The 23,347-nt window shown below is 71.6% G+C and carries 21 protein-coding genes; 5 read left to right on the top strand and 16 right to left on the bottom strand.

Features of this window, described 5'->3' with window-relative positions:
* Window positions 1-179: 179 nt before the first annotated feature.
* Window positions 180-1,640: a hypothetical protein gene (locus tag M2266_RS25725; protein ID WP_277440319.1), complete on the bottom strand. Its 1,461-nt coding sequence runs from the start codon at window positions 1,638-1,640 to the stop codon at window positions 180-182.
* A gap of 279 nt (window positions 1,641-1,919) precedes the next feature.
* Between M2266_RS25725 and M2266_RS25720 the strand changes: the two genes are divergently transcribed.
* Window positions 1,920-2,603: a bifunctional DNA primase/polymerase gene (locus tag M2266_RS25720; RefSeq protein ID WP_277440318.1), complete on the top strand. Its 684-nt coding sequence runs from the start codon at window positions 1,920-1,922 to the stop codon at window positions 2,601-2,603.
* Window positions 2,604-2,712: 109 nt separating this feature from the next.
* Here the strand turns inward: M2266_RS25720 and ftsY are convergent, their stop codons facing one another.
* Complete coding sequence (ftsY, locus tag M2266_RS25715) at window positions 2,713-3,918, bottom strand: signal recognition particle-docking protein FtsY (RefSeq protein WP_277440317.1); 1,206 nt, start codon at window positions 3,916-3,918, stop codon at window positions 2,713-2,715.
* A gap of 175 nt (window positions 3,919-4,093) precedes the next feature.
* Between ftsY and M2266_RS25710 the strand changes: the two genes are divergently transcribed.
* Window positions 4,094-5,077 carry an LLM class flavin-dependent oxidoreductase gene (locus M2266_RS25710; RefSeq protein ID WP_277440316.1) on the top strand — a complete coding sequence of 328 codons (984 nt, stop codon included), beginning with the start codon at window positions 4,094-4,096 and terminating at the stop codon, window positions 5,075-5,077.
* Between the two features lie 230 nt (window positions 5,078-5,307).
* Here the strand turns inward: M2266_RS25710 and M2266_RS25705 are convergent, their stop codons facing one another.
* The 4 genes from M2266_RS25705 to M2266_RS25690 all read right to left on the bottom strand — a co-directional run bounded on the left by M2266_RS25705 (window position 5,308) and on the right by M2266_RS25690 (window position 11,634).
* Complete coding sequence (locus M2266_RS25705; protein ID WP_277440315.1) at window positions 5,308-6,726, bottom strand: sugar porter family MFS transporter; 1,419 nt, start codon at window positions 6,724-6,726, stop codon at window positions 5,308-5,310.
* Window positions 6,727-6,940: 214 nt separating this feature from the next.
* Window positions 6,941-10,630 (bottom strand): AAA family ATPase, encoded by a 3,690-nt coding sequence (locus tag M2266_RS25700; RefSeq protein ID WP_277440314.1) that lies wholly within the window; start codon window positions 10,628-10,630, stop codon window positions 6,941-6,943.
* A 175-nt stretch (window positions 10,631-10,805) separates the two neighbouring features.
* Window positions 10,806-11,009 carry a hypothetical protein gene (locus M2266_RS25695; RefSeq protein ID WP_277440313.1) on the bottom strand — a complete coding sequence of 68 codons (204 nt, stop codon included), beginning with the start codon at window positions 11,007-11,009 and terminating at the stop codon, window positions 10,806-10,808.
* A 343-nt stretch (window positions 11,010-11,352) separates the two neighbouring features.
* Window positions 11,353-11,634, bottom strand: a complete 282-nt coding sequence (locus M2266_RS25690; protein ID WP_277440312.1) for an acylphosphatase — start codon at window positions 11,632-11,634, stop codon at window positions 11,353-11,355.
* Between the two features lie 122 nt (window positions 11,635-11,756).
* On the opposite strand from M2266_RS25690, the gene M2266_RS25685 reads away from it, so the two are divergent.
* Both M2266_RS25685 and M2266_RS25680 read left to right on the top strand, forming a co-directional pair.
* Window positions 11,757-12,629: a CAP domain-containing protein gene (locus tag M2266_RS25685; protein WP_277440311.1), complete on the top strand. Its 873-nt coding sequence runs from the start codon at window positions 11,757-11,759 to the stop codon at window positions 12,627-12,629.
* 76 nt (window positions 12,630-12,705) lie between these two features.
* Window positions 12,706-13,140 carry a helix-turn-helix domain-containing protein gene (locus tag M2266_RS25680; RefSeq protein ID WP_277440310.1) on the top strand — a complete coding sequence of 145 codons (435 nt, stop codon included), beginning with the start codon at window positions 12,706-12,708 and terminating at the stop codon, window positions 13,138-13,140.
* On the opposite strand, the gene mutM is transcribed toward M2266_RS25680, so the two are convergent.
* The 10 genes from mutM to M2266_RS25630 all read right to left on the bottom strand — a co-directional run bounded on the left by mutM (window position 13,127) and on the right by M2266_RS25630 (window position 22,880).
* Window positions 13,127-13,993, bottom strand: coding sequence for a bifunctional DNA-formamidopyrimidine glycosylase/DNA-(apurinic or apyrimidinic site) lyase (gene mutM, locus M2266_RS25675; protein ID WP_277440309.1), 867 nt, complete (start codon window positions 13,991-13,993; stop codon window positions 13,127-13,129). The two genes, M2266_RS25680 and mutM, sit on opposite strands and share 14 nt — an antisense overlap.
* A 69-nt stretch (window positions 13,994-14,062) precedes the next feature.
* The gene (rnc, locus tag M2266_RS25670) at window positions 14,063-14,800 is read right to left on the bottom strand and encodes a ribonuclease III (RefSeq protein ID WP_277440308.1); all 738 of its coding nucleotides are present in this window, start codon (window positions 14,798-14,800) and stop codon (window positions 14,063-14,065) included.
* 19 nt (window positions 14,801-14,819) lie between these two features.
* A complete protein-coding gene (gene rpmF / locus M2266_RS25665; RefSeq protein ID WP_138356469.1) occupies window positions 14,820-14,993 on the bottom strand; it encodes a 50S ribosomal protein L32 in 174 nt (57 codons plus the stop codon).
* A gap of 2 nt (window positions 14,994-14,995) precedes the next feature.
* Window positions 14,996-15,616, bottom strand: coding sequence for a YceD family protein (locus tag M2266_RS25660; protein WP_138356470.1), 621 nt, complete (start codon window positions 15,614-15,616; stop codon window positions 14,996-14,998).
* A gap of 201 nt (window positions 15,617-15,817) precedes the next feature.
* Window positions 15,818-16,894: an ATP synthase F0 subunit B gene (locus M2266_RS25655; RefSeq protein WP_277440307.1), complete on the bottom strand. Its 1,077-nt coding sequence runs from the start codon at window positions 16,892-16,894 to the stop codon at window positions 15,818-15,820.
* A gap of 57 nt (window positions 16,895-16,951) precedes the next feature.
* Entirely contained in the window at window positions 16,952-17,431 is a 480-nt protein-coding gene (gene coaD / locus M2266_RS25650; RefSeq protein ID WP_277440306.1) for a pantetheine-phosphate adenylyltransferase, read from the bottom strand.
* 26 nt (window positions 17,432-17,457) lie between these two features.
* Window positions 17,458-18,039 (bottom strand): 16S rRNA (guanine(966)-N(2))-methyltransferase RsmD, encoded by a 582-nt coding sequence (gene rsmD, locus M2266_RS25645; protein WP_277441352.1) that lies wholly within the window; start codon window positions 18,037-18,039, stop codon window positions 17,458-17,460.
* A 69-nt stretch (window positions 18,040-18,108) separates the two neighbouring features.
* Window positions 18,109-18,627 carry a hypothetical protein gene (locus tag M2266_RS25640; protein WP_277440305.1) on the bottom strand — a complete coding sequence of 173 codons (519 nt, stop codon included), beginning with the start codon at window positions 18,625-18,627 and terminating at the stop codon, window positions 18,109-18,111.
* A gap of 153 nt (window positions 18,628-18,780) precedes the next feature.
* A complete protein-coding gene (gene recG, locus M2266_RS25635; RefSeq protein WP_277440304.1) occupies window positions 18,781-20,982 on the bottom strand; it encodes an ATP-dependent DNA helicase RecG in 2,202 nt (733 codons plus the stop codon).
* A gap of 167 nt (window positions 20,983-21,149) precedes the next feature.
* Complete coding sequence (locus M2266_RS25630; protein ID WP_277440303.1) at window positions 21,150-22,880, bottom strand: DAK2 domain-containing protein; 1,731 nt, start codon at window positions 22,878-22,880, stop codon at window positions 21,150-21,152.
* A gap of 209 nt (window positions 22,881-23,089) precedes the next feature.
* Between M2266_RS25630 and rpmB the strand changes: the two genes are divergently transcribed.
* Window positions 23,090-23,275 carry a 50S ribosomal protein L28 gene (rpmB, locus tag M2266_RS25625; RefSeq protein WP_138356476.1) on the top strand — a complete coding sequence of 62 codons (186 nt, stop codon included), beginning with the start codon at window positions 23,090-23,092 and terminating at the stop codon, window positions 23,273-23,275.
* The last annotated feature ends 72 nt before the right edge of the window (window positions 23,276-23,347 follow it).

Raw genomic sequence — 23,347 nt, 5'->3', positions numbered from 1 at the left:
GGTGTTTCGACGCGGTGACGAAGAAGTCCCATGTGTTACGTGAAGATGAACCGCTCACCGGCAGGCGCGGGCGCCGTATACGGGACCGGCCGCGGAGCCACCCGGTTGACCTGGCGTGGGGGAGCCGAGTCGAGCTGATCGGGTGGACTGCCGCGGCCGGGGTCTGAGGGGGCCGCCGACTATGCGGTTTCGGCCACTTCCGGGAGCTCGACCGCCAGCCGCTCGGAGAGGTCGATGACCTCGGCGATGTCTCCGAAGTCGCGCATCGCGGTGCCGGCGGTCTTGCGGATCCGGGTGTTCACCCGTTCCGAGCGTACTTTTCTGGCCACGGAGATGGCCTTGTGCGTCATGTCGGCGGCCTGCTCCGGGTTCCGCTCGAGGAGGTGGACGGTGGCCATGCCGATGAGGTTGAGGGCGTACGCCCGCTGGTGGACGGGGTCCTGGCCGAAGAGCTCGACCGCCCGCTCCATCACGGGGTGGGCGAGCGAGGCGTAGGTGGAGCTGCGGCCGGCGACGTAGGCGAGGTCGCGGTAGGAGTGGGCGTTCTCCGCGTTCAGCTCGGCCTCGTTGAAGAAGCTGATCCAGTCCGGGTCATCGTCCGCGCGGGCGTCGGTGAACGAGTCCTCGGCCATCCGCACGGCCCGGTGGCACTTGCTGACCTGGCCCATGCTGGCGTAGGCGCGGGCCTCGACGGCGTGCAGCATCGCCTGGGTGGTGGCGGTGGCCGTGTCCCGGCTGCCGTACTGGGCGAGGTGGATGAGTTCCAGCGCGTCGTCCGGACGGTTCAGGTGGATCATCTGGCGGCTCATGCTGGAGAGGATGAACGCGCCCAGCGGACGGTCGGCTGCCTCCTTGGCGGCGTGCAGGGCGAGCACGAAGTACTTCTGCGCGGTGGGCTGCAGCCCGACGTCGTAGCTCATCCAGCCGGCCAGCGCCGCGAGGTCCCCGGTGACGCGGTAGAGCCGCGTGGCGACCGCTTCCGGGTGCGACTCCTGCAGCAGGTCGGTCACCTCGTGTAGCTGGCCGACGACCGCCTTGCGGCGCAGCCCGCCACCGCACTGGCTGTCCCAGGTGCGGAACATCACCGTGGTGGTCTCCAGCAGCTGCAGTTCGGGCTCGGACAGCCGGTTCGGCCGGTTGCCGGTGTCCCGGGGCGCGCCGGTGACCGGCGGCGGGAAGCCGCCGAGCGAGGGCGGCACCAGCCAGCGCTGCATCGGCTCGACGAGAGCCGGGCCCGCGGAGAGGGCCAACGAGGCCCCGAGGAAGCCGCGGCGGCCGAGCATCAGGTCGCTGCGGGAGAACTCGTTGATCAGCTGGACCGTCTGGGGGCCGGCCCAGGGCAGGTCCACGCCCGATTCCGACGGTGACTGGTGCGCCGACCGCAGTCCCAGGTCCTCGACCGGGACCACGCAGCCGAACCGCTCGGAGAACAGCTCGGACATGATGCGCGGAATCGGCTCGCGCGGCTGCTCGCCGTCGAGCCAGCGCCGCACCCGGGAGGTGTCGGTGCTGATGTGGTGTGCGCCCATCTGCCGCGCCCTGCGGTTGACCTGCCGGGCCAACTCACCCTTCGACCAGCCACTGCGCACGAACCACGAGTTCAGCTGCGCGTTGGGCTGCTTGTCCTGTGTGCCGCCCACCGGTTGGCCCCCATCCGAGTCGCCCAACGCCCTTACGGCCGAGGCCCGCTGAGCCCAAACCCTGCCGCCTTGCCTCCGGCATACCCGGTGGGGACGCATGTCTGGCGCTCACGAACTGAAAGTAATCCTACGATCACCCATCGGGCGAGTGCCACGGCGGAAACGCCACCATTCGCCACCCCTTCGAATGAACTCCTCTGCGGCTGTACACGATTCACTTGACACACCCCGGTCAGGCAGGGGCGTAACCATCGGCGACTGTGATCCGTTGGGGGTGTCATGGGTTTCACGATCGGCGGCATTCGGGATATCCGGGCCGGCTCGCGCCGGAGAGGACGCGCCACGGCGTGCACCACGGTGGCGGAGTACACGGGGTTGTGCGGGTGGGCGGTCACACCGGGGGCGCGCGCCGCCCGGGGCGGTGGAGCCTGCTCGTGCGGTGATCCCGACTGCAAGGAGCCGGGGGCGCATCCTCTGGTGTTCGCCGACGAGATCCCGGCCGGCGCGACTCTGGAGCACGCCAACGAGGCCTGGGACCAAGTGCCGGGAGCCGCCCTGCTACTGCCGGTGGGCCGGACCTTCGACGTCATCGACGTGGCGGAGCAGTCCGGGCGGCGCGCGCTGGTGCGGTTGGAGCGGATGGGGCTGCGACTGGGCCCGGTGCTGGTCACCCCGACGGGCCGCGCGCAGTTCTTCGTCGCGCCGGGCGCCGCGGCCGAACTTCCGCACCTGCTCTACCGGATGGGCTGGGACGACACCGATCTCGACCTGCGCTGCCTGGGCCTCGGTGACCACGTCACCGCCCCGCCGTCCGACCTCGGCGGGCTCGGCCCGGTGCGCTGGCTGAGGTCGCCGCTGCTCGACTCGGTCCACCAGCCGCCCGAGGCCCGGTTGCTGCTCGGCACCCTGGCGTACGTCTGCCACCGCGACCTGGCGCCCGGCCGCTGGCTCGTACGGAGCTGAGGGGTCGGCCGCCGGCCACTGGAGCCACCACCGCGCGGGAGATACGTAAGGGGCGCCCTTGGGGGAGGGCGCCCCTTACGTATACAACCGCTCGATACCTGCCTGCGGGTCAGTCGCCGATGAGGGCGTCGACGAACGCCTCCGGCTCGAAGGGCGCCAGATCGTCCGCGCCCTCACCCAGCCCGATCAGCTTCACCGGCACGCCCAGCTCGCGCTGGACCGCGATCACGATGCCGCCCTTGGCGGTGCCGTCCAGCTTGGTCAGCACGATGCCGGTGATGTCGACCACCTCGGCGAAGACGCGGGCCTGTACCAGCCCGTTCTGGCCGGTGGTCGCGTCGAGCACCAGCAGCACCTCGTCGACCGGGCCGTGCTTCTCGATGACCCGCTTGACCTTGCCCAGCTCGTCCATCAGGCCGGTCTTGGTGTGCAGCCGGCCCGCGGTGTCGATCAGGACGGTGTCCGCACCCGCGGAGATACCTTCCTTCACTGCGTCGAAGGCGATTGACGCCGGGTCGCCGCCCTCGGGGCCGCGCACGGTACGGGCGCCCACCCGCTCGCCCCAGGTCTGCAGCTGGTCGGCGGCGGCGGCACGGAAGGTGTCCGCCGCGCCGAGCACCACGCTGCGGCCGTCGGCCACCAGGACGCGGGCGAGCTTGCCGGTGGTCGTGGTCTTGCCGGTGCCGTTGACGCCGACGACCAGCACGACGGCCGGCGTCGTCTCGTGGCTCTCGGTCCGCAGCTCACGGTCGAACGTGGGGTCGACCAGGGTCAGCAGCTCTTCGCGGAGCAGGGCGCGCAGATCGGCGGGGGTGCGGGTGCCGAGCACCTTCACCCGGGTGCGCAGCCGGTCCACCAGCTCCTGCGTCGGAGCGACACCCACGTCGGCGGTGATGAGGATGTCCTCGATCTCCTCCCAGGTGTCCTCGTCCAGGTGCTCGCGGGAGAGCAGCGCGAGCAGCCCCTTACCGAGCGTGTTCTGGGACCGGGACAGCCGGGAGCGCAGCCGCACCAGGCGGCCGGCGCTGGGTTCGGGCCGTTCGAGTTCGGGAGCCGCGGGTGCCGGCAGCTCCTCCACGGCATCGGGCGCGCCAGGCGTGTCGGGGAGGACGACCTCTTCGATCGTCCGGCGCGGCTCGTCCCGTGGGACCTCCGCTTCGTCTCCGACGCCTGGCTCGGCGGGCGGCGTGGTGATGGTCGGCGTGCTCGGCGGCGCGGGCGGCAGCTGCTTCTTGCGGCGGCTGCCGACCACCAGTCCGCCGGCGGCGACGACCGCGACCAGGGCGATGACTACAGCAAGGATGACGGTTTCCATATCGCCCCCAGTATCGGTCACGGTCGCCGCCGACCGCGACACTGCGCGGCGGCGCGGGGCCCCGGGGTCCGCGCGCCGGCCCGTCGTGCCGGCCCGTCGTGCCCGACCCTACCAATCTGACGCTGCGTCAGTTAGCGTCCATCTGGCCCATCACCGGCGAAGGGGAGCTTCCGCCATGCCCGTCACGGTCATCCGGTTCAACCTCGTCGATCCCGCGGCGGAGCCGACGTCGCTCAGCGCCCGGTACAAGGCGGCCCTCGAGATGGCGGCCTACGCGGACGACCGCGGCGTCGACACCGTCCAGACCGAGGAGCACCACGGCGCCGCCAACGGCTGGCTGCCCTCGCCCCTCACCTTCGCGGGCGCGGTCTTCGGCGCCACCCGCCGGATCGCCGTCACCGTGTCCGCGCTGATCGGCCCGCTCTACGATCCGCTGCGGCTGGCCGAGGACATCGCCGTCCTGGACCTGCTCAGCGGCGGCCGCCTCGTCACCGTGGCCGGCATCGGCTACCGGCAGGCGGAGTACGACGCGCACGGCCGGGACTGGACGCACCGCGGCAAGCTCCAGGACGAGGTCCTGGAGACGCTGCTCACCGCGTGGACCGGCGAGCCCTTCGAGTACCGCGGCAGGACCGTACGGGTCACCCCGCGCCCCTTCACGCGGCCCCATCCCCTGCTGCTGGTCGGCGGCAGCTCCAGGGCGGCCGCCCGCCGCGCCGCCCGGCTCGGCCTGCCGCTCTTCCCCAGCGCGTACCTGCCCGAGCTGGAGGCGTACTACCGGGAGCGGCTCGCCGAGTACGGCACCGAGGGCTGGTGCATGATGCCGCCGGCGAAGGTCCCGCTGCTGCACCTGTCCGAGGACCCCGACCGCGCCTGGGCGCGGTACGGCGAGCACCTGCTGCACGAGGCGCGGACGTACGCCTCCTGGCAGTCGGCCGACATCCACTCCGCCGTGCGCTCGGCCGCCACCGGCGTCGAGGAGCTCCGCCGGGAGGGGGTCTACCGGATCGTCACGCCCGACGAATGCGTCGCCCTCGCCGAGGCCGGCGGGGACCAGGCGAGTCTGGTCCTGCACCCCCTGTGCGGGGGCATGCCGGTCGACGAGGGCTGGCGCAGTCTGCACCTGCTGGCGGAGCAGGTGCTGCCGCGCCTCACGTGAGGACGCGGCAGCGACGCGAAGACGGGTTCTAGGCCGTGTCTGACACATCCCGCCTGGCCTGGGACGTCTGGCACGCGCGCGCTCCCCCAGCTACCGCTGGGAGGGGCCCCCAGTTGTCGGGCCCGCCCCGGTACGTCCAGTACAGGGGCGACCCTCCGCCGTGCGATCGCACGCACCAGACGCCCCGGGCCCCGCCCTCCGGGCGGACGCCGGTATGTGTCAGACACGGCCTAGCCCATTTCCTCCAGCGTCTTGCCCTTGGTCTCCTTCACGAACTTGAGCACGAAGGGGATCGAGAGCAGGGCGAAGCAGGCGTAGATGACGTACGTCCCCGACAGGTTCCAGTCCGCCAGGCTGGGGAAGCTCGCGGTGATCGCCCAGTTGGCGATCCACTGCGCGGAGGCCGCCACGCCGAGCGCCGCAGCGCGGATCCGGTTCGGGAACATCTCGCCGAGGAAGACCCAGACCACGACACCCCACGAGAGGGCGAAGAACAGCACGAAGACGTGGGCGGCGATGAGCGCCACGGTGCCCTCGGTGTTCGGCAGTGTCCCTTCGGCGGTCTTGGCGGAGAAGGCCCAGGCCTCCAGCGCCAGGGAGACGGCCATGCCCGCGGAACCGATCAGCGCGAGCGGCCTGCGGCCGATCCGGTCGACGAAGATCATCGCGATCACGGTGCCGATGATGTTCACGATCGAGGTGGTGAACGAATACAGGAAGGAGCTGCTCGGGTCGATGCCGACCGACTGCCACAGCGTGGACGAGTAGTAGAACGCCACGTTGATGCCGACGAGCTGCTGGAAGACCGAGAGGCCGATGCCGACCCAGACGATCGGCAGGAAGCCCATCCGGGAGCCGAGCAGGTCGCTGAAGGTCGACTTGTGCTCGCGGCGCATGGCGTGCTCGATCTCCGCCACCCGTGCGTCGAGGTCGACGTCCTTGCCCTCGACGTCGGCGAGCACCTTCTTGGCGTGCGCGGTCTTGCCGGCGGAGATCAGGAAGCGCGGCGACTCGGGGATCGCGAACGACAGCAGCCCGTAGATGACCGCCGGGACGACCATCACGCCGAGCATGACCTGCCAGACCTCCAGGCCCAGCAGTTTCCCGCGCTGGTCGCCGCCGGCCGCGTTCAGCAGGCCCCAGTTGACGAGCTGCGAGACGGCGATGCCGATCACGATGGCGGCCTGCTGGAAGGAGCCGAGCCGTCCGCGGTAGGCGGGCGGGGAGACCTCGGCGATGTACGCCGGGCCGATCACCGACGCCATACCGATCGCGATACCACCGAACACGCGCCACATGGCGAGGTCCCAGAGGGCGAACGGCAGCGCGGAGCCCACCGCACTGACAGTGAAGAGGGTGGCGGCGATCTGCATGACGCGGATACGGCCGATGCGGTCGGCGATCCGGCCGGCGGTGGCGGCGCCGATGGCGCAGCCGATCAGGGCGATCGCGATGACCTGGGCGAGGGTGCCGGAGCCGATGTCGTACTTGCCGCGGATGCCCTCGACCGCGCCGTTGATCACGGCACTGTCGTAGCCGAACAGGAAGCCGCCCATGGCGGCGGCCGCGGTGATGAAGATGACGTGGCCGAGGTGCTCCGGATGGGCCTGCCGGCCTTCGGGACCGGCCACGGGTGCGGTACTGGTCAACGTGGACTCCTGGGGCTCGGCGGTGAGCCCCTCGCGTGAGGGACTGGATCTTCAGTGTCAGCCGCCTACCCGACGGCCACCACTCGAAGGTAAAAGTGACGTTGCAGAGACTATGCCTTCAAGTTTCGAAGTCAACAGGGGGTCTGCTGGGCCTTCTGTCGCAGATGAGCACAGAGCTCACCCGCTTGAGTTCACCAATTGAATGAATGGAGGACTAGGCCGTCTTGCGCTTGCCCTCACGCAACCGCTGGCTGATCACTTTGGAGACCCCATCGCCCTGCATCGATACGCCGTACAGGGCATCGGCGACCTCCATCGTCCGCTTCTGGTGCGTGATGACGACGAGCTGTGAACTCTCCTGTAGCTCCTCCATGAGACCGATCAGCCGCTGCAGGTTCGTGTCGTCCAGCGCCGCCTCGACCTCGTCCATCACGTAGAACGGACTCGGCCGGGCCTTGAAGATCGACACCAGCAGTGCCACCGCCGTCAGCGAGCGCTCACCACCCGACAGCAGCGACAACCGCTTGACCTTCTTCCCGGGCGGCCGCGCTTCAACCTCCACACCTGTAGTGAGCATGTTGTCCGGGTCTGTCAGCATCAGCCGGCCCTCGCCACCGGGGAAGAGCCGCGAGAACACGCCCTCGAACTCCCGCGCCGTGTCGTGGTAAGCCGCCGAGAAGACCTGCTCGACGCGCTCGTCGACCTCCTTGACGACCTGCAGCAGATCCAGCCGGGTCCGCTTCAGGTCCTCCAGCTGCTCGGTCAGGAACTTGTGGCGCTCCTCCAGCGCGGAGAACTCCTCCAGGGCCAGCGGGTTGACCTTCCCCAGCTGCTGGTACGCCTTCTCGGCGGCCTTCAGCCGCTTCTCCTGCTCCGCGCGCAGATACGGCTTCGGCCGGTTGCGCGGGTGCTCCGGATCCTCGGGCAACTCCTCGCCCTCCGCGGCGGGCGACGGCGGCACGAGGTGGTGCGGGCCGTACTCGTCGACCAGCCCGGACGGCTCGATGCCGTGCTCCTCCAGCGACCGGGTCTCCAACTGCTCGATGCGCAGCCGCTTCTCGGCGCCCAGCACCTCGCCCTTGTGGACGAAGTCGGTCAGTTTGTCCAGCTCGGCCTTGAGCTCCCGGCCCTGCCGGCGCTCCTCCCCCAGCTGCGCCTCACGCTCCGCACGGGCCCGCTCGGCCGCCCCCCGTTCGGCCTCCGCGCGCGCGAGCGACACCGCCACGTACTCCAGCAGGGCGCGCGCACCGGCCAGCACCGCGCCCGCCACCCGGGCCTCGTACTCCAGCCGGGCCCGGCGCTGCTCGGCACGCGCCCGGGTCTCACGCTCGATGCGGGCCGCTCGGTCCAAGGCGTCCGCCCGCCCGGCCAGCCCCTTCACCCGCTCCTCGTGGGTGCGCAGCTGGAGCCGCGCCTCCATCTCGGTCTGCCGCGCGTTGGCCCCGTCGGCGGACAGCCGGTCCCGCACGGAGGTGTCGGGCTCCTCCTCACCGGGTGCCTCCACGGCCTCCCCCAGCCGCACCGACAACTCCTCGAACTCCTCCATCGCCGCGGCCAGCGACTCCTCGGCCCGTCCCACGGCGGCGGCGCTGCGCTCGGCCTCTCCCCCGGCGGCACGCGCCTGACCGGCCAGCCGCCCGAGCTGCTGGGCGACCGCGGACTTCTCCTTCTCCGCCGCCCGCCGCGTCCGCGCCAGCGCGTCCACGGCCTGCGCGCAGGCCGCGCGCCGCTCCGTCGTCCCGTGCTGCTCCCCCGCGAGGGACTCGCACAGCGCCGCCACCCGCTCCAGCTCACGGGCCGCCTCGTCGACGGCAGCACGAACCTCCAGCAGGCTGGGCACGCCCGCGGAGCCGCCGTGCGCGAAGTGCGCGGCGAGCACGTCGCCGTCGGCGGTGACCGCGGTGAGTTCCGGGTGCGCCGCCACGAGCTCCTCCGCGTCGGCGAGGCTCTCCACGACGACCGTGTCACGCAGGATGCGGTGCACGGCGGGGAGCAGGTCGCCGGGCCCGCCGACCAGGGGGGCCGCCTGCCGCGCCCCCGCGGGCAGCGGGGCGGTCGCGGTGCGCGCGTGCGGCACCGCGGTCGCCACCGCGGTCTGCGGCAGCGTCGCCGAGCGGGGGCCGTCGGCCGGGTGGCGGGCGGACGTGCCGCCGCCGGAAGCGCCGGGCCACCCGCCGGACGCCGTTCCGTCCGCCAGCACCAGCGCCGCCCGGCCTGCGTCGTCCTTGCGCAGCAGCCGGAGCGCGTCGGCGGCGGCCGAAGGGCCCGACACGGCGACGGCGTCGGCCGCCGCGCCGAGGGCGGCGGCGACCGGGATCTCGAAGCCCGGTGCCACGGTGAGCAGTTCCGCGGCGGGGCCGAGCAGACCGGTGAGCCGGTCGCCGGCGGCGAGCAGCGCGCCGGTGCCGTCCTTGCGGCGCAGGCCGAGTGCCAGCGCGTCGCGCCGGGCGGTGAGGGCGGCGCGCTCGCGCTCGGCCGCGGTGGCCGCGTCGCGGACGGCCGAGAACGCCTCCTCGGCCGCCGCCTGCTCGCGGGTCGCGGCCGCCAGGCGCTCCTCCAGTTCGGAGTCGTCCGCTTCCAGGCCGTCCACCCGCTCCTTGAGCTCCTCGTACTCCTCCTGCGCGGACTCGGCGCGGTCGCGTGCCTCGTCGCGGGCCGTGGCGAGCCGGCCGATCTCCGCCTCCGCGGAACCGGCCCGGCCGCGCGCCGCGTTGACCTGGCCCTGCAGCCGCGCGAGGCCCTCCCGGCGGTCCGCGATCGCCCGCGCCGCGGACCGCAGCCGCTGCTCCTCCGCCGCCAGCTGCTGCTCCAGGGCGGCGCGGTGGTCGACGGTGTCCTCCAGCGCCCGCCGCGCCGCGTCGAGGGCCTCGGTCAGCTCGGCCTCCTGCTCGCGGATCCGGGCCGCCTCCCGCTCCATGTCCTCCGGCTCGCGGCCGCGCCGCTCCTCGGCGGGCTGGCCGGTGGCGTGCCGCACCCGCTGCTCGGCCAGTCCGATCGTGCCGCGCACGCGTTCGGCGAGCTGGGAGAGGCCGTACCAGGTCGCCTGTGCGTCGGCTAGGTGCGGCGCGAGGGCCCTGACCTGCTCCTCGAGCGCGCTCTCGCGCCGCAGCGCGGCGGCCAGGTCCTGTTCCACCGTGTCCCGCCGCTCCTTGAGCGACGCCTCGTCGGCGACCTCGGCACTCAGCGCCCGGCGCAGGGTGACCAGGTCGTCGGCGAGCAGCCGCAGCCGGGCGTCACGCAGGTCGGCCTGTATGACGGCGGCCCGCCGGGCGACCTGCGCCTGCCGCCCCAGCGGCTTGAGCTGCCGTCGCAGTTCGTTCGTCAGGTCCTGCACGCGCGCCAGATTGGCCTGCATCGCGTCCAGCTTCCGCAGCGCCTTCTCCTTGCGCTTGCGGTGCTTGAGCACCCCGGCCGCCTCCTCGATGAAGGCGCGGCGGCCCATCGGATCGGCGTGCAGGACGGAGTCGAGCTGGCCCTGGCCGACGATGACGTGCATCTCGCGGCCGATGCCGGAGTCGGAGAGCAGTTCCTGGATGTCGAGCAGCCGGCAGGTGTCGCCGTTGATCTGGTACTCGCTGCCACCGTTGCGGAACATGATCCGCGTGATGGTGACCTCGGCGTACTCGATGGGCAGCACGCCGTCGGAGTTGTCGATCGTCAGGGACACCTCGGCGCGGCCCAGCGGCGGGCGCCCCGTGGTGCCGGCGAAGATGACGTCCTCCATCTTGCCGCCGCGCAGCGACTTGGCCCCCTGCTCCCCCATGACCCAGGAGAGCGCGTCCACCACATTGGACTTGCCGGACCCGTTGGGGCCCACGACACACGTGATGCCGGGCTCGAAGCGCAGCGTCGTGGCCGAGGCGAAGGATTTGAATCCACGCAGCGTGAGGCTCTTGAGGTGCACGCCGTCGGACTCTACCTTCCGGGTTCGGTTTCACCAGGGAAGGTGCAGGGCACACCATGAGAACAGTGATCGTCGGGGGGCCCGCGGATGAAGACGGAACGACGAAGGGACGCCGAAGCGTCCCTTGCACAATGCGTTGGCGGTGCCGTGGCACCCGTCCGGTGATCAGGCCGGATCAGGCGAGCACGGGCTCCGCGCGCGATACATCGATGCTGCTGAGCAGCGACTCTTCGTGCGACGCCACAGTCAGCGCGTCGTTCTCCGTCTGCATCCGAACCAATTCGGATTCCAGATCCTGAACGCGCTGCTGAAGCCTTCGCATCTCGGCGAGGAGTCGCGGGTCGGGGCCGCCGACATAACCGAGAAGCGCCTTTGCCATGATTGATGGTCCTCCACGCTGAGTGACCGACCGGGAGCGGTAGGGTCGTGGGTGAGGGGAATGTGCACCCGCGCGGTGCGCCGAAGCCGCCGCTTAGGTTGCATTACGGCTACGATGCGCGGGGCTTCCAGCGTCTCACCAAATAGGTACACGGTCAACACGATCACAGCCCAGCCATCGGGTCAGCCTCAGAAAACACGGCGGAAGAGCGCCGGCGGCTGCCCGTGGGGCGTCGAGATCATCCTCGATGTCGGCAGCCTTGCACGACACTCCGGATATGGCAACTGTCCGGTGAGTACTTGCCGTAGGCGATTGCACACGGCATGTACGCGAGGCGTAACGATCAGCGGATCTCGAAGCCGTCGTACCCGCCGCGCGGCCGACCCCAGATCTCCGTGACACCCTCGACGCGGCCGGGCGTGTCCCCCGTCACCAGCCAGTCGAGCAACTGTTCGCACTGCGCGCGGTCCCCCTCGGCCACCACCTGCACCCGGCCGTCGGCGAGGTTTCCGGCGTAACCCGCCAGGCCACCGATGCGCATCGCGTTGGCCCGGGTCCACCAGCGGAAGCCGACGCCCTGGACGCGTCCGCGCACCCAGGCCGTAAGCCGGACATTTTCGTTCATGTGTGCACGCTATCCCGTCAGTTGCCCACGCTTCACTCCGGCCACGTGCGTCATTCGCTACAGTCGGCGCGCAACAGGACTCACCCGTTCGGGTTAATCCGCGACGATGAGGACAGCGAGACATGGGCCGCCACAGTCGCAATGCCACCCAGGCCGTCGCGCCGACCCGGGACCGCCGGGGCCACCGCGGCCCGCGGCGACGCCACAGCGCCGTTCGCACCGGCCTGCTGGCGTCGTCCGCCGCTCTGGCCGTGGGCGCCGTCGCGATGTCGTCCGGGCTGCTGCCGTCGCTGAACGGAGCACCGGGGGGCGTCGCCGCCCAGGGCGACATTCCCGGGGGGACACGCCCCCAGCCGGACGGCTCGTCCGGCCCCTACCTGCCGGATACCGGCTCCCCCTCCCCGCGGAGCACCGGCCGCCCTTCCGTACCGACCAGCCCCACCACGACCCGCGGAAGCACCCCCAGGACGACGACGCCGCCGACCTCGGCCGCCGCGCCCAGCACCACCCCGGCCCCCAAGGTCACACCCACCCGGAAGCCGGTCACCCCCCGGCCCACCACCCCCGCTCCGACGCCGACCCGCACCGCGACCCCGACGCCCAGCCCGACCGATTCGGCCGTCACGGCCCAGGCCGCGGTGCTGAACCTGGTGAACGTCGAACGTGCCAAGGTCGGCTGCGCCCCCGTGACCGCCGACGCGTCGCTGAGCAAGCTCGCCCAGGCCTTCAGCGAGGACATGGCGATCCGGAGCTTCTTCGACCACACCGACCCGGACGGCCACACCCCCTGGGACCGGGCCAAGGCGGCCGGCGTCACCAGCCTGGGCGGGGAGAACATCGCCCGCGGCCAAGCGGACGCGGAGGCCGTGATGACCGCGTGGATGAACAGCGAGGGGCACCGCGCCAACATCCTGAACTGCGACTACAAGACCCTCGGCATAGGCGTCCACTACGCGCCGGGCGGCCCCTGGTGGACGCAGGACTTCGGCTTCTAGGAGAAGGAGAGCCGGAGGGCTGACTTTTCGAAAGCGCAATCCCTGGGTCAGCGCAACCCGGGAGTACGCTCCCACCATGAGCACCCGTACCGGTACGTGCGGCCCCCAGGACGACGCGCAGCTGCCGTTCAACGTCTTCGCGCGCGACTGCCCCTCCCGCGGCACGCTGGAGCACGTCACCGGCCGCTGGGGGAGCCTGACGCTCGGCGCGCTCGGCGAGGACACCGTGCGCTTCAACGAGCTGCGCCGCCGGATCGCCGGGGTGAGCGAGAAGATGCTCTCCCAGACGCTGCACGCCCTGGAGCGCGACGGACTGGTGCACCGCGAGGCGCAGACGACCAACCCGCCGCGCGTCGACTACCGCCTCACCGAGCTGGGCCGGGAGACCACCCGCCGGCTGCTCGACCTGATCCACCTGGTCGAGGGCCGGATGCCCGAGGTGCTGGCCGCCCGGGAGAGCTACGACGCGCAGCACGCCGCCACTGTGCGGACCGGCTCTAGCGACCGATGACCGGCGGGCGCTGGCAGCGCGGGCAGAAGTAGCTGGACCGGTTCATCCAGGGGCGCCGGCGCATCGGGGTGCCGCAGCGGCGGCAGGGCTCGTTCTCCCGCCCGTACGCGTCCAGCGACCGGTCGAAGTAGCCGGATTCGCCGTTGACGTTCACGTACAGGCTGTCGAAACTCGTGCCGCCGGCCGCCAGCGCGTCGCTCATCACCTCGCGGATGTGCGTGACCAGCTCGGCTGTCCTGGGCCGGGTCATCGTCGCGGTGGGCCGCTCGTAGTGCAGCCGCGAGCGCCACAGCGCCTCGTCCGCGTAGATGTTGCCGACCCCGCTGATCAGCGACTGGTCCAGCAGGGCGCGCTTGATCGTGGTCCGGCGACGGCGCAGCGCGGCGTGGAAGACCTCCTCGTCGAAGGCGTCCTCCAGCGGGTCGGGCGCGATGTGCGCGAGCGGTACCGGCAGCGCCAGCGGGCTGCCCGGCACGGTGTCGTGCAGCGACAGGCCGCCGAAGGTGCGCTGGTCGACGAAGCGCAGCTCGGTGCCGAGCGCGTCGTCGAAGCGGATCCGGATCCGCAAATGGGTCTCGTCGGGGGCGGCGTGCGGCTGGACCAGCAGCTGGCCGCTCATCCCGAGGTGCCCGAGCAGCGCGGTCGTGCCGTCGAGCGGCAGCCACAGGTACTTGCCGCGGCGGCGGGCCGGGCCGATCAGCGCGCCGGACAGCCGGTCGGCGAAGTCCTCGCCGCCCGCCAGGTGCCGGCGGACGGCGCGCGGGTGCAGCACCTCCGCGTCCGCAACGGTGCGCCCGCTGACCCAGCGCTCCAGACCGATGCGGACCACTTCGACCTCAGGCAGCTCGGGCAACGCCACTCCTCCGGGTACGCGTCGAGCCCACCGACTGATCGTCGGTGGGCTCGTTCTGACGTGACGCGATCAGCTGGCCGCCGAGGCGGATGCGCGGATCGCGCGCCAGGCGGCCTCGGCCGCCTGCTGTTCTGCTTCCTTCTTGCTGCGGCCGGTGCCGGCGCCGTACTCGACACCACCGACGCGGGCGGCAGCCGTGAAGGTCTTCTCGTGGTCGGGACCCGACTCGGTGACCACGTACTCGGGCACACCCAGGCCCTCGCTCGCGGTCAGCTCCTGGAGACTGGTCTTCCAGTCCAGGCCCGCCCCGAGGTTGGACGACTTCTCGATCAGCGGATCGAAGAGCCGGTGTACGAACTCCGACGCGGCATCCAGACCCTGGTCCAGATAGACCGCGCCGATGACCGCCTCGAGGGTGTCCGCGAGGATCGATGCCTTGTCCCGGCCGCCGGTGCCTTCCTCGCCCCGTCCCAGCCGGATGAATCCGCCCAGTTCGAGGTCGCGGCTCACTTCCGCCAGCGCACGAGAGTTGACCACCGCGGCCCGCAACTTGGCCAGCTGGCCTTCGGGCAGGTCGGGGTGGGTGCGGTACAGCGTGTCCGTGACCACCAGGCCCAGCACGGAGTCCCCGAGGAACTCCAGCCGCTCGTTGGTGGGCAGACCGCCGTTCTCGTACGCGAACGAACGATGGGTCAGCGCACGCACCAGAAGGGCGGGCTCGAGTGAGTACCCGAGCCGCCCTTCCAGAAGCGTGTGAGACCAGGCTGTGTCCGCCGGCGCCTGCTTCGGCGATTTGGCGTCTGACATGGAGCCTGTCACCCGCCGATCAGACCTCGAGGACCTGACGACGGTTGTACGTGCCGCAGCTCGGGCACGCGATGTGGCTCTGCTTCGGCTGGTGGCAGCTCTCGCACGCCACCAGGCTCACGGCAACAGCCTTCCACTGCGCACGGCGGTGGCGCGTGTTGCTGCGCGACATCTTCCGCTTCGGAACAGCCACGGCTACTTCTCCTGGTTCTCGTCGGCGCCCTGGTCGGCACCGCTCTTCTTGAATTCCTGCAGGGCCGCCCACCGGATGTCGGCGACCTCATGGTGGTGGTCCGGGTCGTCCGCGAGCCGCTCTCCGCAATCGGAGCACAGTCCCGGGCAGTCTTCCTGGCACACCGGCTGCAGCGGCAGTGCGAGCACCACCGCGTCCCGCAGCGCGGGTTCGAGATCGAACAGGTCGTCCTCGAGGAAGAGAACGTCCTCCTCCTCCGCGTCGTCACCGGCTTCGTCCTTGCGGGCGGTCCGGGTGTCGGCGTCGGGGTAGGAGTACATCTCTTGGAAGTCCGCGTCGAGCTTGCGCTCGAACGGCTCCAGACACCTTACGCACTCCCCCGAGAGCGGCGCACGGACGGTACCTGTGACAAGTACCCCTTCCATGACCGACTCCAGTCGGAGCTCCAGCTGTACTGCCGTGCCTTCGGGCACCCCGATGACCTCGATACCGAGATCCTTGGGTGCCGGCACCGAACGGGAGACCTTCCGCATCGAACCAGGACGACGACCCAGCTCGTGCGTGTCGAACACGAGAGGCTCGCGGTGGTCGAGACGGGGGGTTTTCAGGGCTTCCTCTTTCATCGGTGCGGCATGCCTGCACCCCGGAGGGTGGGCAGCCCGAAGAGCCGGTGATTTACACGGCTGGAATGGTCAGGATACTGGACGTGCGGGCAGGACCCAACTCGCCCACCCCGCTCCCGGCGCCACGACGGCGGCGGAGCGCCTCGCGCCACCCCGCCGACCGTCCGCCCGACACCTCGGGCAACCCTGTGACCTGCGCGTTCAGCGCCCCTGCTCCAGCTCCCGCAGCCGGTTCAGATCGATCATGCCGGTGTCGAAGAGGCTGGTCTCGTCCAGCGCCGCGGGCTCGTGGTGCGGGTGGTGCTGGGGCTGGTGCTGCTGCTCGTACGACTGCTGCTGGTACTGGCCCTGCTGGTCGGCGTATGTCTGCTGACCGTACTCCTGCTGGTAGCCGCCGTAGCCGGCCTGCTCGGAGTATCCCTGCTGCTGTTGCTGGGCCGCGTACGGGTCGGAGTAGGCGGCCTGCTGGCCGTAGTCCTGCTGGTATCCGTAGTCCTGCGTGGCCGGCGTCGCGTCGTACGAGTAGTCCGTCTGCTGGGTCTGTTCGGGGACCGGGGCCGCCAGGCCCGCCATGAACTCGGCGTCGGTCTGGTGGCCGCCCGCCGCCTCCGCGGCGTCCTGGGCCGCCATGTGCGCGCCCAGCTCGTCGGCGACGCTGTGGCCGGTCAGCTTGAGCCGGCCGCGGCCGACGGCCTCCAGGGTCTTGGAGAGCACCGCCTCGAAGGCGCCCAGCTTGGTGTCCACGTACTCGTCGGCCCGGCGCCGCAGCGTCTCCGGGTCGGCGCTGCGCTCGGGGGCGTCCGCGTCCTCGTAGCCCTGCTCGTCCAGCCCCGGGCCCTGGCCGAGCAGCTTCTCGCGGCCGCGGTCGACGGAGCCGATGGTCTTGGTGAGCACGACCTCGAAGTTGGCCAGCTTGCTGTCCACGTAGTCGTCGGCCTCGGCGCGGATCTCCTCCGCCTCGCGGCGGGCCTCGGCGACGATGCGCTCCGCCTCGTCCTGCGACTGGCGGGCGATCTGGGTGTCCGAGATCATCGAACCGCGCTCGGCGTGCGCCGACTCGATGATCCGGTTCGCCTCGAGGCGGGCTTCCTCGACCATCTGCTCACGGCCGCCCAAGAGCGCCTCGGCCTGCGACAGCGAGTCGGGGAGCGCGGAGCGCACCTCTTCGAGCCTGCTCAGCAGCTCGGCGCGGTTGACCACGCACGAGGCGGACATCGGCATGGACCGCGCGCCTTCGATGGCCGCGACGATCTCGTCGAGCTTCTTCTGCACGTCCACGGGCGTCAGTCTTTCCTCAGCGGGGCCCGACCGGGTCCGGACGGGACACGCAGAACTCTAGCGCTGCCCGAGCCGGTCGTTGAGAGCCGCCAGGATCGTCGGGGGCACCAAGTGGGAGATGTCGCCGCCCCATTGGGCCACCTCCTTGACGAGACTGGAGGAGAGGAAGCTGTAGGTGGGGTTGGTGGGTACGAAGAGCGTCTCGACTCCGGAGAGGCCGATGTTCATCTGGGCCATCTGCAGCTCGTAGTCGAAGTCGCTGACCGCCCGCAGACCCTTGACGATGGCCGGGATCTCGCGCTCCTTGCAGAAGTCGACGAGCAGCCCGTGGAACGACTCGACCTGCACGTTCCCGAAGTCGGCGGTGACTTCCCCGATGAGGTCGATGCGCTCCTCGACCGAGAACAGGCCCTGCTTGGACTGGTTGATCATCACCGCCACGTAGACGGTGTCGTAGAGCCGGGAGGCGCGGGCGATGATGTCGAGATGTCCATTGGTGATGGGGTCGAAGGACCCCGGACAGACTGCGCGACGCAACTGAGACTCCTCGCTCTCCGGGCCATTCATGACTCGGCGGTAACTTCGGCGGCGCGACCGTACCAAAGTGTCGCCTCGCCGTACCGGCGGGCCCTCACGGCCTCGAAACCGTCGGGCCAGGGGGAGACTCCGCCACGGGTGCGCCGTTCCACGGTGACGATCGCGTCGTCATCCAGCCACCCCTGCATGCGGAGTGTGAGCAGGATCTCCCGCAGTTCGCCGTCGCCCATCTCGTAGGGCGGGTCCAGGAACGCCATGTCGAACGGCGTCGCGGGCGCCGGCCCGGCGACGACCTGCTCGGCCCGGCCGGCCCGCACCTCGGCGCCGGGCAACCCGATCATCCGCACGTTCTCCCGGATGGTGCGGGCCGCGACCGGGTCGGACTCGACCAGCAGGACGTGCTCGGCCCCGCGGGACAGCGCCTCCAGGCCGATCGCCCCCGAGCCGCCGTAGAGATCCAGCAGCCTGGCGCCGCTCAGCGTGCCGCGCAGCGCCTCCCAGCTGGAGAACATGCCCTCCTTGGCCCGGTCCGAGGTGGGGCGGGTCCCGTTGCCCGGGGGCACGGCCAGCCGGCGGCCACCGGCGACTCCGGCGATCACGCGGGTCATCTCGTCCTTCACGTCCTCGACATCGTGGGGGAACGGCGCTGTGCGGCGCCGCTCCCCCACGATACGGAGTCACTCCCTGCCGGGCTCCTCCACCGCCCCCACCAGCGCGGTGGACGCGTAGCGGGACCAGGACAGGCAGCCGTCGGGCGGGCAGAACTCCGGGCGCCGCGGGTCGTGCCCCAGCTCCCGCAGTTTGGTGCGGACCGAGTCCGGGGTCCGCCCGAAGCGGGCGGCTATCCGGGCGACGGTCTCGCTGTCGTGGAAGCGCCGCAACAGCTCCTCCTCGTGCTGCGGCACCCAGGGGGCGCCGTGGCCGGGGAACAGCTCCCTGAGCACGTCACGGTCGGGGATGGGCTCCGATACGTCGGCGACGAGCGCGAGGGCGCGCAGCGCCCGGTTGAGCGCGATCCGCAGGGCCGGCACGTCCGCCATGGGCAGCCGCAGGTCGCCTGAGGCGAGGAGGGTGTCGGGGTCGTCCTCACTCCATCCGGAGAGGGTGAGAGAGACGTTGGTGTCGTCGTCGCTGGCGAGCTCGATCCGGAAGACCTTGTCGCCGAGCGGCAGTTCGTTGAGATGACGGAACGACATGCTTTTGCCCCCAAAGGTCCGTCGACGTCCATCGACTTGGACTACGTCCATTCTCTCAGGGACCACTGACAATCGACCTGCTCAGCATGGTCGTTGGGCCTGCTCCCCAGCCCTTGCCTCCGCCCTTGCCCAGCCCTTGCCTCAGCCCTTGCCTCAGCCCTTGTCGAGGTACTCCTCGCGGTCCGCGTCGACCAGGCTCTCCAGGGCGCTGCGCAGGTCCGGGTGGCCGGTCAGCTCGGGGTCCACGGCGACCAGCGCGGTGGCCTCGTCGCGGGCCGCGGCGATGACCTCCTCGTCGTCGATGACGGTCAGCATGCGCAGCGACGAGCGGGTGCCGGACTGGGCCTGGCCGAGGACGTCGCCCTCTCGGCGCTGCTCCAGGTCGATGCGGGACAGCTCGAAGCCGTCCAGGGTCGCCGCGACGGCGGAGAGGCGCTGCCGGGCGGGGCTCGCCTCGTGCGCCTCGGAGACGAGCAGGCAGAGGCCGGGGGCGGCACCCCGGCCGACGCGGCCGCGCAGCTGGTGGAGCTGGGAGACGCCGAAGCGGTCGGCGTCCATGATCACCATCACCGTGGAGTTCGGCACGTTCACCCCGACCTCGATGACCGTGGTCGCCACCAGGACGTCCACCTGGCCGGCGGCGAACCGGCGCATCACGTCGTCCTTGGCGTCCGGCTGCATCCTGCCGTGCAGCACCTCGACCCGCAGCCCGGCCAACGGCCCTGCGGCGAGCTGTTCCGCGATGTCCAGGACGGCCAGCGGGGGGCGGCGCTCCGCGTCGTCCGGCTTCTTCTTCGCGTCCTCCTCGTCGCCGATCCGGGGGCAGACGACGTACGCCTGGTGGCCGTTGGACACCTCCTCCCGCACCCGCTCCCAGGCACGGGCCAGGAAGTGCGGCTTGTCCTGGGCCGGGACGACGTGGGTGGCGATCGGCGAGCGGCCGGCCGGCAGCTGGTCCAGGACGGACGTCTCCAGGTCGCCGAAGACGGTCATCGCGACCGTGCGCGGGATCGGGGTCGCGGTCATCACCAGCAGGTGCGGCGGCTTGGCGGACTTGGCGCGCAACGCGTCGCGCTGCTCGACGCCGAAGCGGTGCTGCTCGTCGACCACGACCAGGCCCAGGTCGAGGAACTTGACCTTGTCCTCGATCAGCGCGTGCGTCCCGATCACGATCCCGGCGTCCCCGCTGACGAGGTCGAGCAGGGCCTGGCGGCGGGCGGGCACCCCCATCGAGCCGGTGAGGAGCACGATCTTGGTGGCGTTCTCGGCGCCGCCGAGCATGCCGCCGCCGGCGAGGTCGCCCATCATCTCGGTGATCGACCGGTGGTGCTGCTGGGCGAGCACTTCGGTGGGCGCGAGCATCGCGGCCTGGCCGCCGGAGTCGACGACGGCGAGCATGGCGCGCAGCGCGACCAGCGTCTTGCCGGAGCCGACCTCGCCCTGGAGGAGGCGGTGCATGGGGTGTTCGGTCGCCAGGTCCGCGAAGATCTCGGCCGAGACCTTCTGCTGGCCCTCGGTGAGGGTGAACGGCAACCGGGTGTCGAACGTGGTCATCAGTCCGTCGGCGTGCGGCACGCGCGGGGTGGCGGGCAACGCGGAGTCGGCCGCCCTGCGGCGCGCCAGCGCCACCTGCAGGACGTAGGCCTCGTCCCACTTCAGGCGGTCCCGCGCCTCGGCGATGTCGGCCTTGGTGCGCGGCCGGTGGATCTTCTCCAGCGCCTCGGAGAGCGGCGCCAGGCCGCGCGCCTCGCGCAGCGCGGCCGGCAGCGGTTCGCCGACGCCCGCCCACCCCGTGCCGCCCATCGAGTCGAGGACCGTCTGCACGGACTGGGCGATCTGCCAGGAGCTGATCTGCTTGCACGCGGGGTAGAGCGGGATCTGCTGGTTGGCGAACGCGGCCGCCACGTCCGACTCGCCGCCCTTCGCGTCCTCCGCGTCGAGCAGCTGGTAGTCCGGGTGCGCGAGCTGGCGGGTGCGGTTGAAGACCGAGACCTTGCCGGAGAACATCCCCCGGCGGCCGGGGATCAGCCGGTGGGCGTGTGCGTGGGCCGCTTTGCTGAAGAACACCAGGGTCAGCGAGCCGCTGCCGTCGGTGACGACGACCTCCAGGCGGACGCCGGTACCGCCGTTGTAGGTCCGCTTGTCGGCCTTGGCGATCTCCGCGACGACGGTGACGTGCTCGTCGAGCGGGAGGTCGGCCAGCCGCGTCAGCTCTCCGCGCTCGGCGTACCGGCGCGGGTAGTGGTGCAGCAGGTCGCCGACGGTGTGCAGGTCGAGGTGGTCGGCGAGCACTTTGGCCGTGCGGCCGCCGACCGACTTCTTCAGGGGTTCGTCGAGGGCAGACATCGGGTCCATCTTTGCGTACGGCAGTGACAGGGCGGGGGTCGGCGCCTGCGGCGGGCCTTTCCCCCGCCCCGTCCCTTCCCGAAACCGGGGGCTCCGCCCTCCGACCCCCGTACGCGGCGCGGGGGGCTGACCAACCTCTGGGGGAAGACGTGTGCGGGGGGCGTGCGGTGACCCGTCTACTCGACGCCGATGAGGAGCGGGCAGGTCTGGTGGCCGCCCTCGTAGACCACCGTGTCCACCGCCAGGTGGCCGGACTGGACGTGGGCCTGGATGCGGTCCGCCAGGTCGGGCGGGGCGGTGGCGCCGAGGACGAGGGTGACCAGCTCGCCGCCCGCGGCGAGCATGCGGTCGAGGACGATCGTGCCGGTCTCGACGAGGTTGCCGCCGATGACGGCGACGTCGCCGTCGATCAGCCCGAGGACGTCGCCCGCCTGGCAGATGCCGGCCATGGTCCACGACCGGTGCTCGGCGACGGCCAGTTCCGCGTAGCGGGTGGCGCCGGCCGCCGAGGTCATGGCGACGACGTCCTCGTCGAAGCGCCGTGCGGGCTCGTGGACGGCGAGTGCGGCGATCCCCTGGACCGCGGAGCGGGTGGGGATCAGGGCGACCCGGACGCCGTCGCCACGGGCCCGGTCGGCGGCGGCGCCCGCGGCGTGCCGCAGTTCCACGTCGTTCGGCAGGAGCACCACCTCGCGGGCGTTCGCGCGGCGGATCGCGGCCGCGATCTCGCCGCTGGCGGGCGGGTCGCCGGGGCGGACGGCGACGACCGTCGCGCCGGCCCGCGCGCAGAGCTCGGCCAGCCCGTCGCCCCGGATGACGGCCACCACGGCCCGCCGCACCCGCTCCGGCGGCCGTCCGCCGTCATCGGCGCCCTCGTGGTGGCGGGAGACCGGGTCGAGCACCACGTGGGTGTCGGCATCGGGCCGCTGCCGGGCCTGGTCGCCGAAGTGGGTGACGCGGATCCGGTAGGGGCGGCCCGCCTCGATGCCGGCCTCGATGGCGGAGCCCGCGTCGTCCACGTGGACGTGGACGTTCCAGAGGCCGTCGCCGCCGACGACCACCAGGGAGTCCCCCAGCGCGTCCAGCCGGGCGCGCAGCGCGGGCAGGGCGGTGTCGGCGGCTTCCAGCAGGTAGACGACCTCGAAGGACGGGCCGCCGGGCACGACGTGCGGGTCGGAGCCGTCCTCGTCGCGGCAGCCGTACGGGACAGGTGCCGCGTGATCGGCGAGCGGCCCCATCGGCACCTCGCCGGAGAGCGCGTCGGCGAGCGCGCCCAGCACGGCCACCAGCCCGCGCCCGCCCGCGTCCACGACGCCGGCCCTGCCCAGCGCGGCGAGCTGCCCGGTGGTGGCGGAAAGCGCGACGCGCGCGCCCTGGTGGGCGGCCCTGGCGACGGACACCAGGCCGCCCCCGTCGCGCTCCGCGGCGGTCGCCGCCTCGGTGGCGACGGTGAGCATCGTGCCCTCGACGGGATGGGCCACCGCCAGGTACGCGGACCCGGCGGCCCGGCGCAGCGCCCGGCGCAGCGACTCCGCGGGGTCCGCGGGATCCCGGTCCCCTGCCCCGGCAGCACCCGCCGCATCGTCCGTGAGCGCTTCCGTCATGCCCCGCAGCAGCTGCGCGAGGATCGTGCCGGAGTTGCCGCGGGCGCCTATCAGGGCGCCATGGGACAGGGCGCGGAAGGCCTGGGCGAGGTCGGGGGCGTGGCCGGAGGCGGCATGGCCGTCGAAGACGGCCTCGACGGACTGGGCGGCGGATTCCATCGTCAGGTACAGATTGGTGCCGGTGTCCCCGTCGGCGACCGGGTACACGTTGATCGCGTCGATCTCCTCGCGGGCCCGGCCCAGCGCCTGGAGGGCCAGTCGGCACCACGCGCGCACCGCGGAAGCGTCGAGCGTGTGCGGCACCAAGTCCTCCTGCGGGTCACCGGAAGCGGAGACTGCTGCAGGTGAGAGTAGCCGTGACAACCGTCACGGCGGCAGTCGCCCCGGGACGGCGGACCCCGCGGCCGTGGTAATTTCGTTGTCCGGGAGTGGCCGTTGTATGCTGCTCCGGTTGTCCGGGAATCTCCCGGGCTTTTCACTGTAAGTGCATCTCGAAGTCTTTGGAGTGACCCGTGGCTGCCAACTGCGACGTCTGCGGCAAGGGGCCGGGCTTCGGCAACGCTATTTCCCACTCGCACCGCCGTACTCCCCGCCGTTGGAATCCCAACATTCAGCGGGTGCGTGCTGTGGTCGGTCGGACGCCGAAGCGCCTCAATGTCTGCACCTCGTGCATCAAGGCCGGCAAGGTCTCGCGCTGACGCGTACACGTCGTAGCAGCGCAGCCTTGCGGCTACTCGAAGCCGGTCCACCTCAGGGTGGGCCGGTTTTCT

Source organism: Streptomyces sp. SPB162 (genome assembly GCF_029504575.1).
Classification (GTDB): Bacteria; Actinomycetota; Actinomycetes; order Streptomycetales; family Streptomycetaceae; genus Actinacidiphila.
Note: the sequence above shows the minus strand (reverse complement) of the source record. Positions and strands in the feature narration are given on the sequence as shown.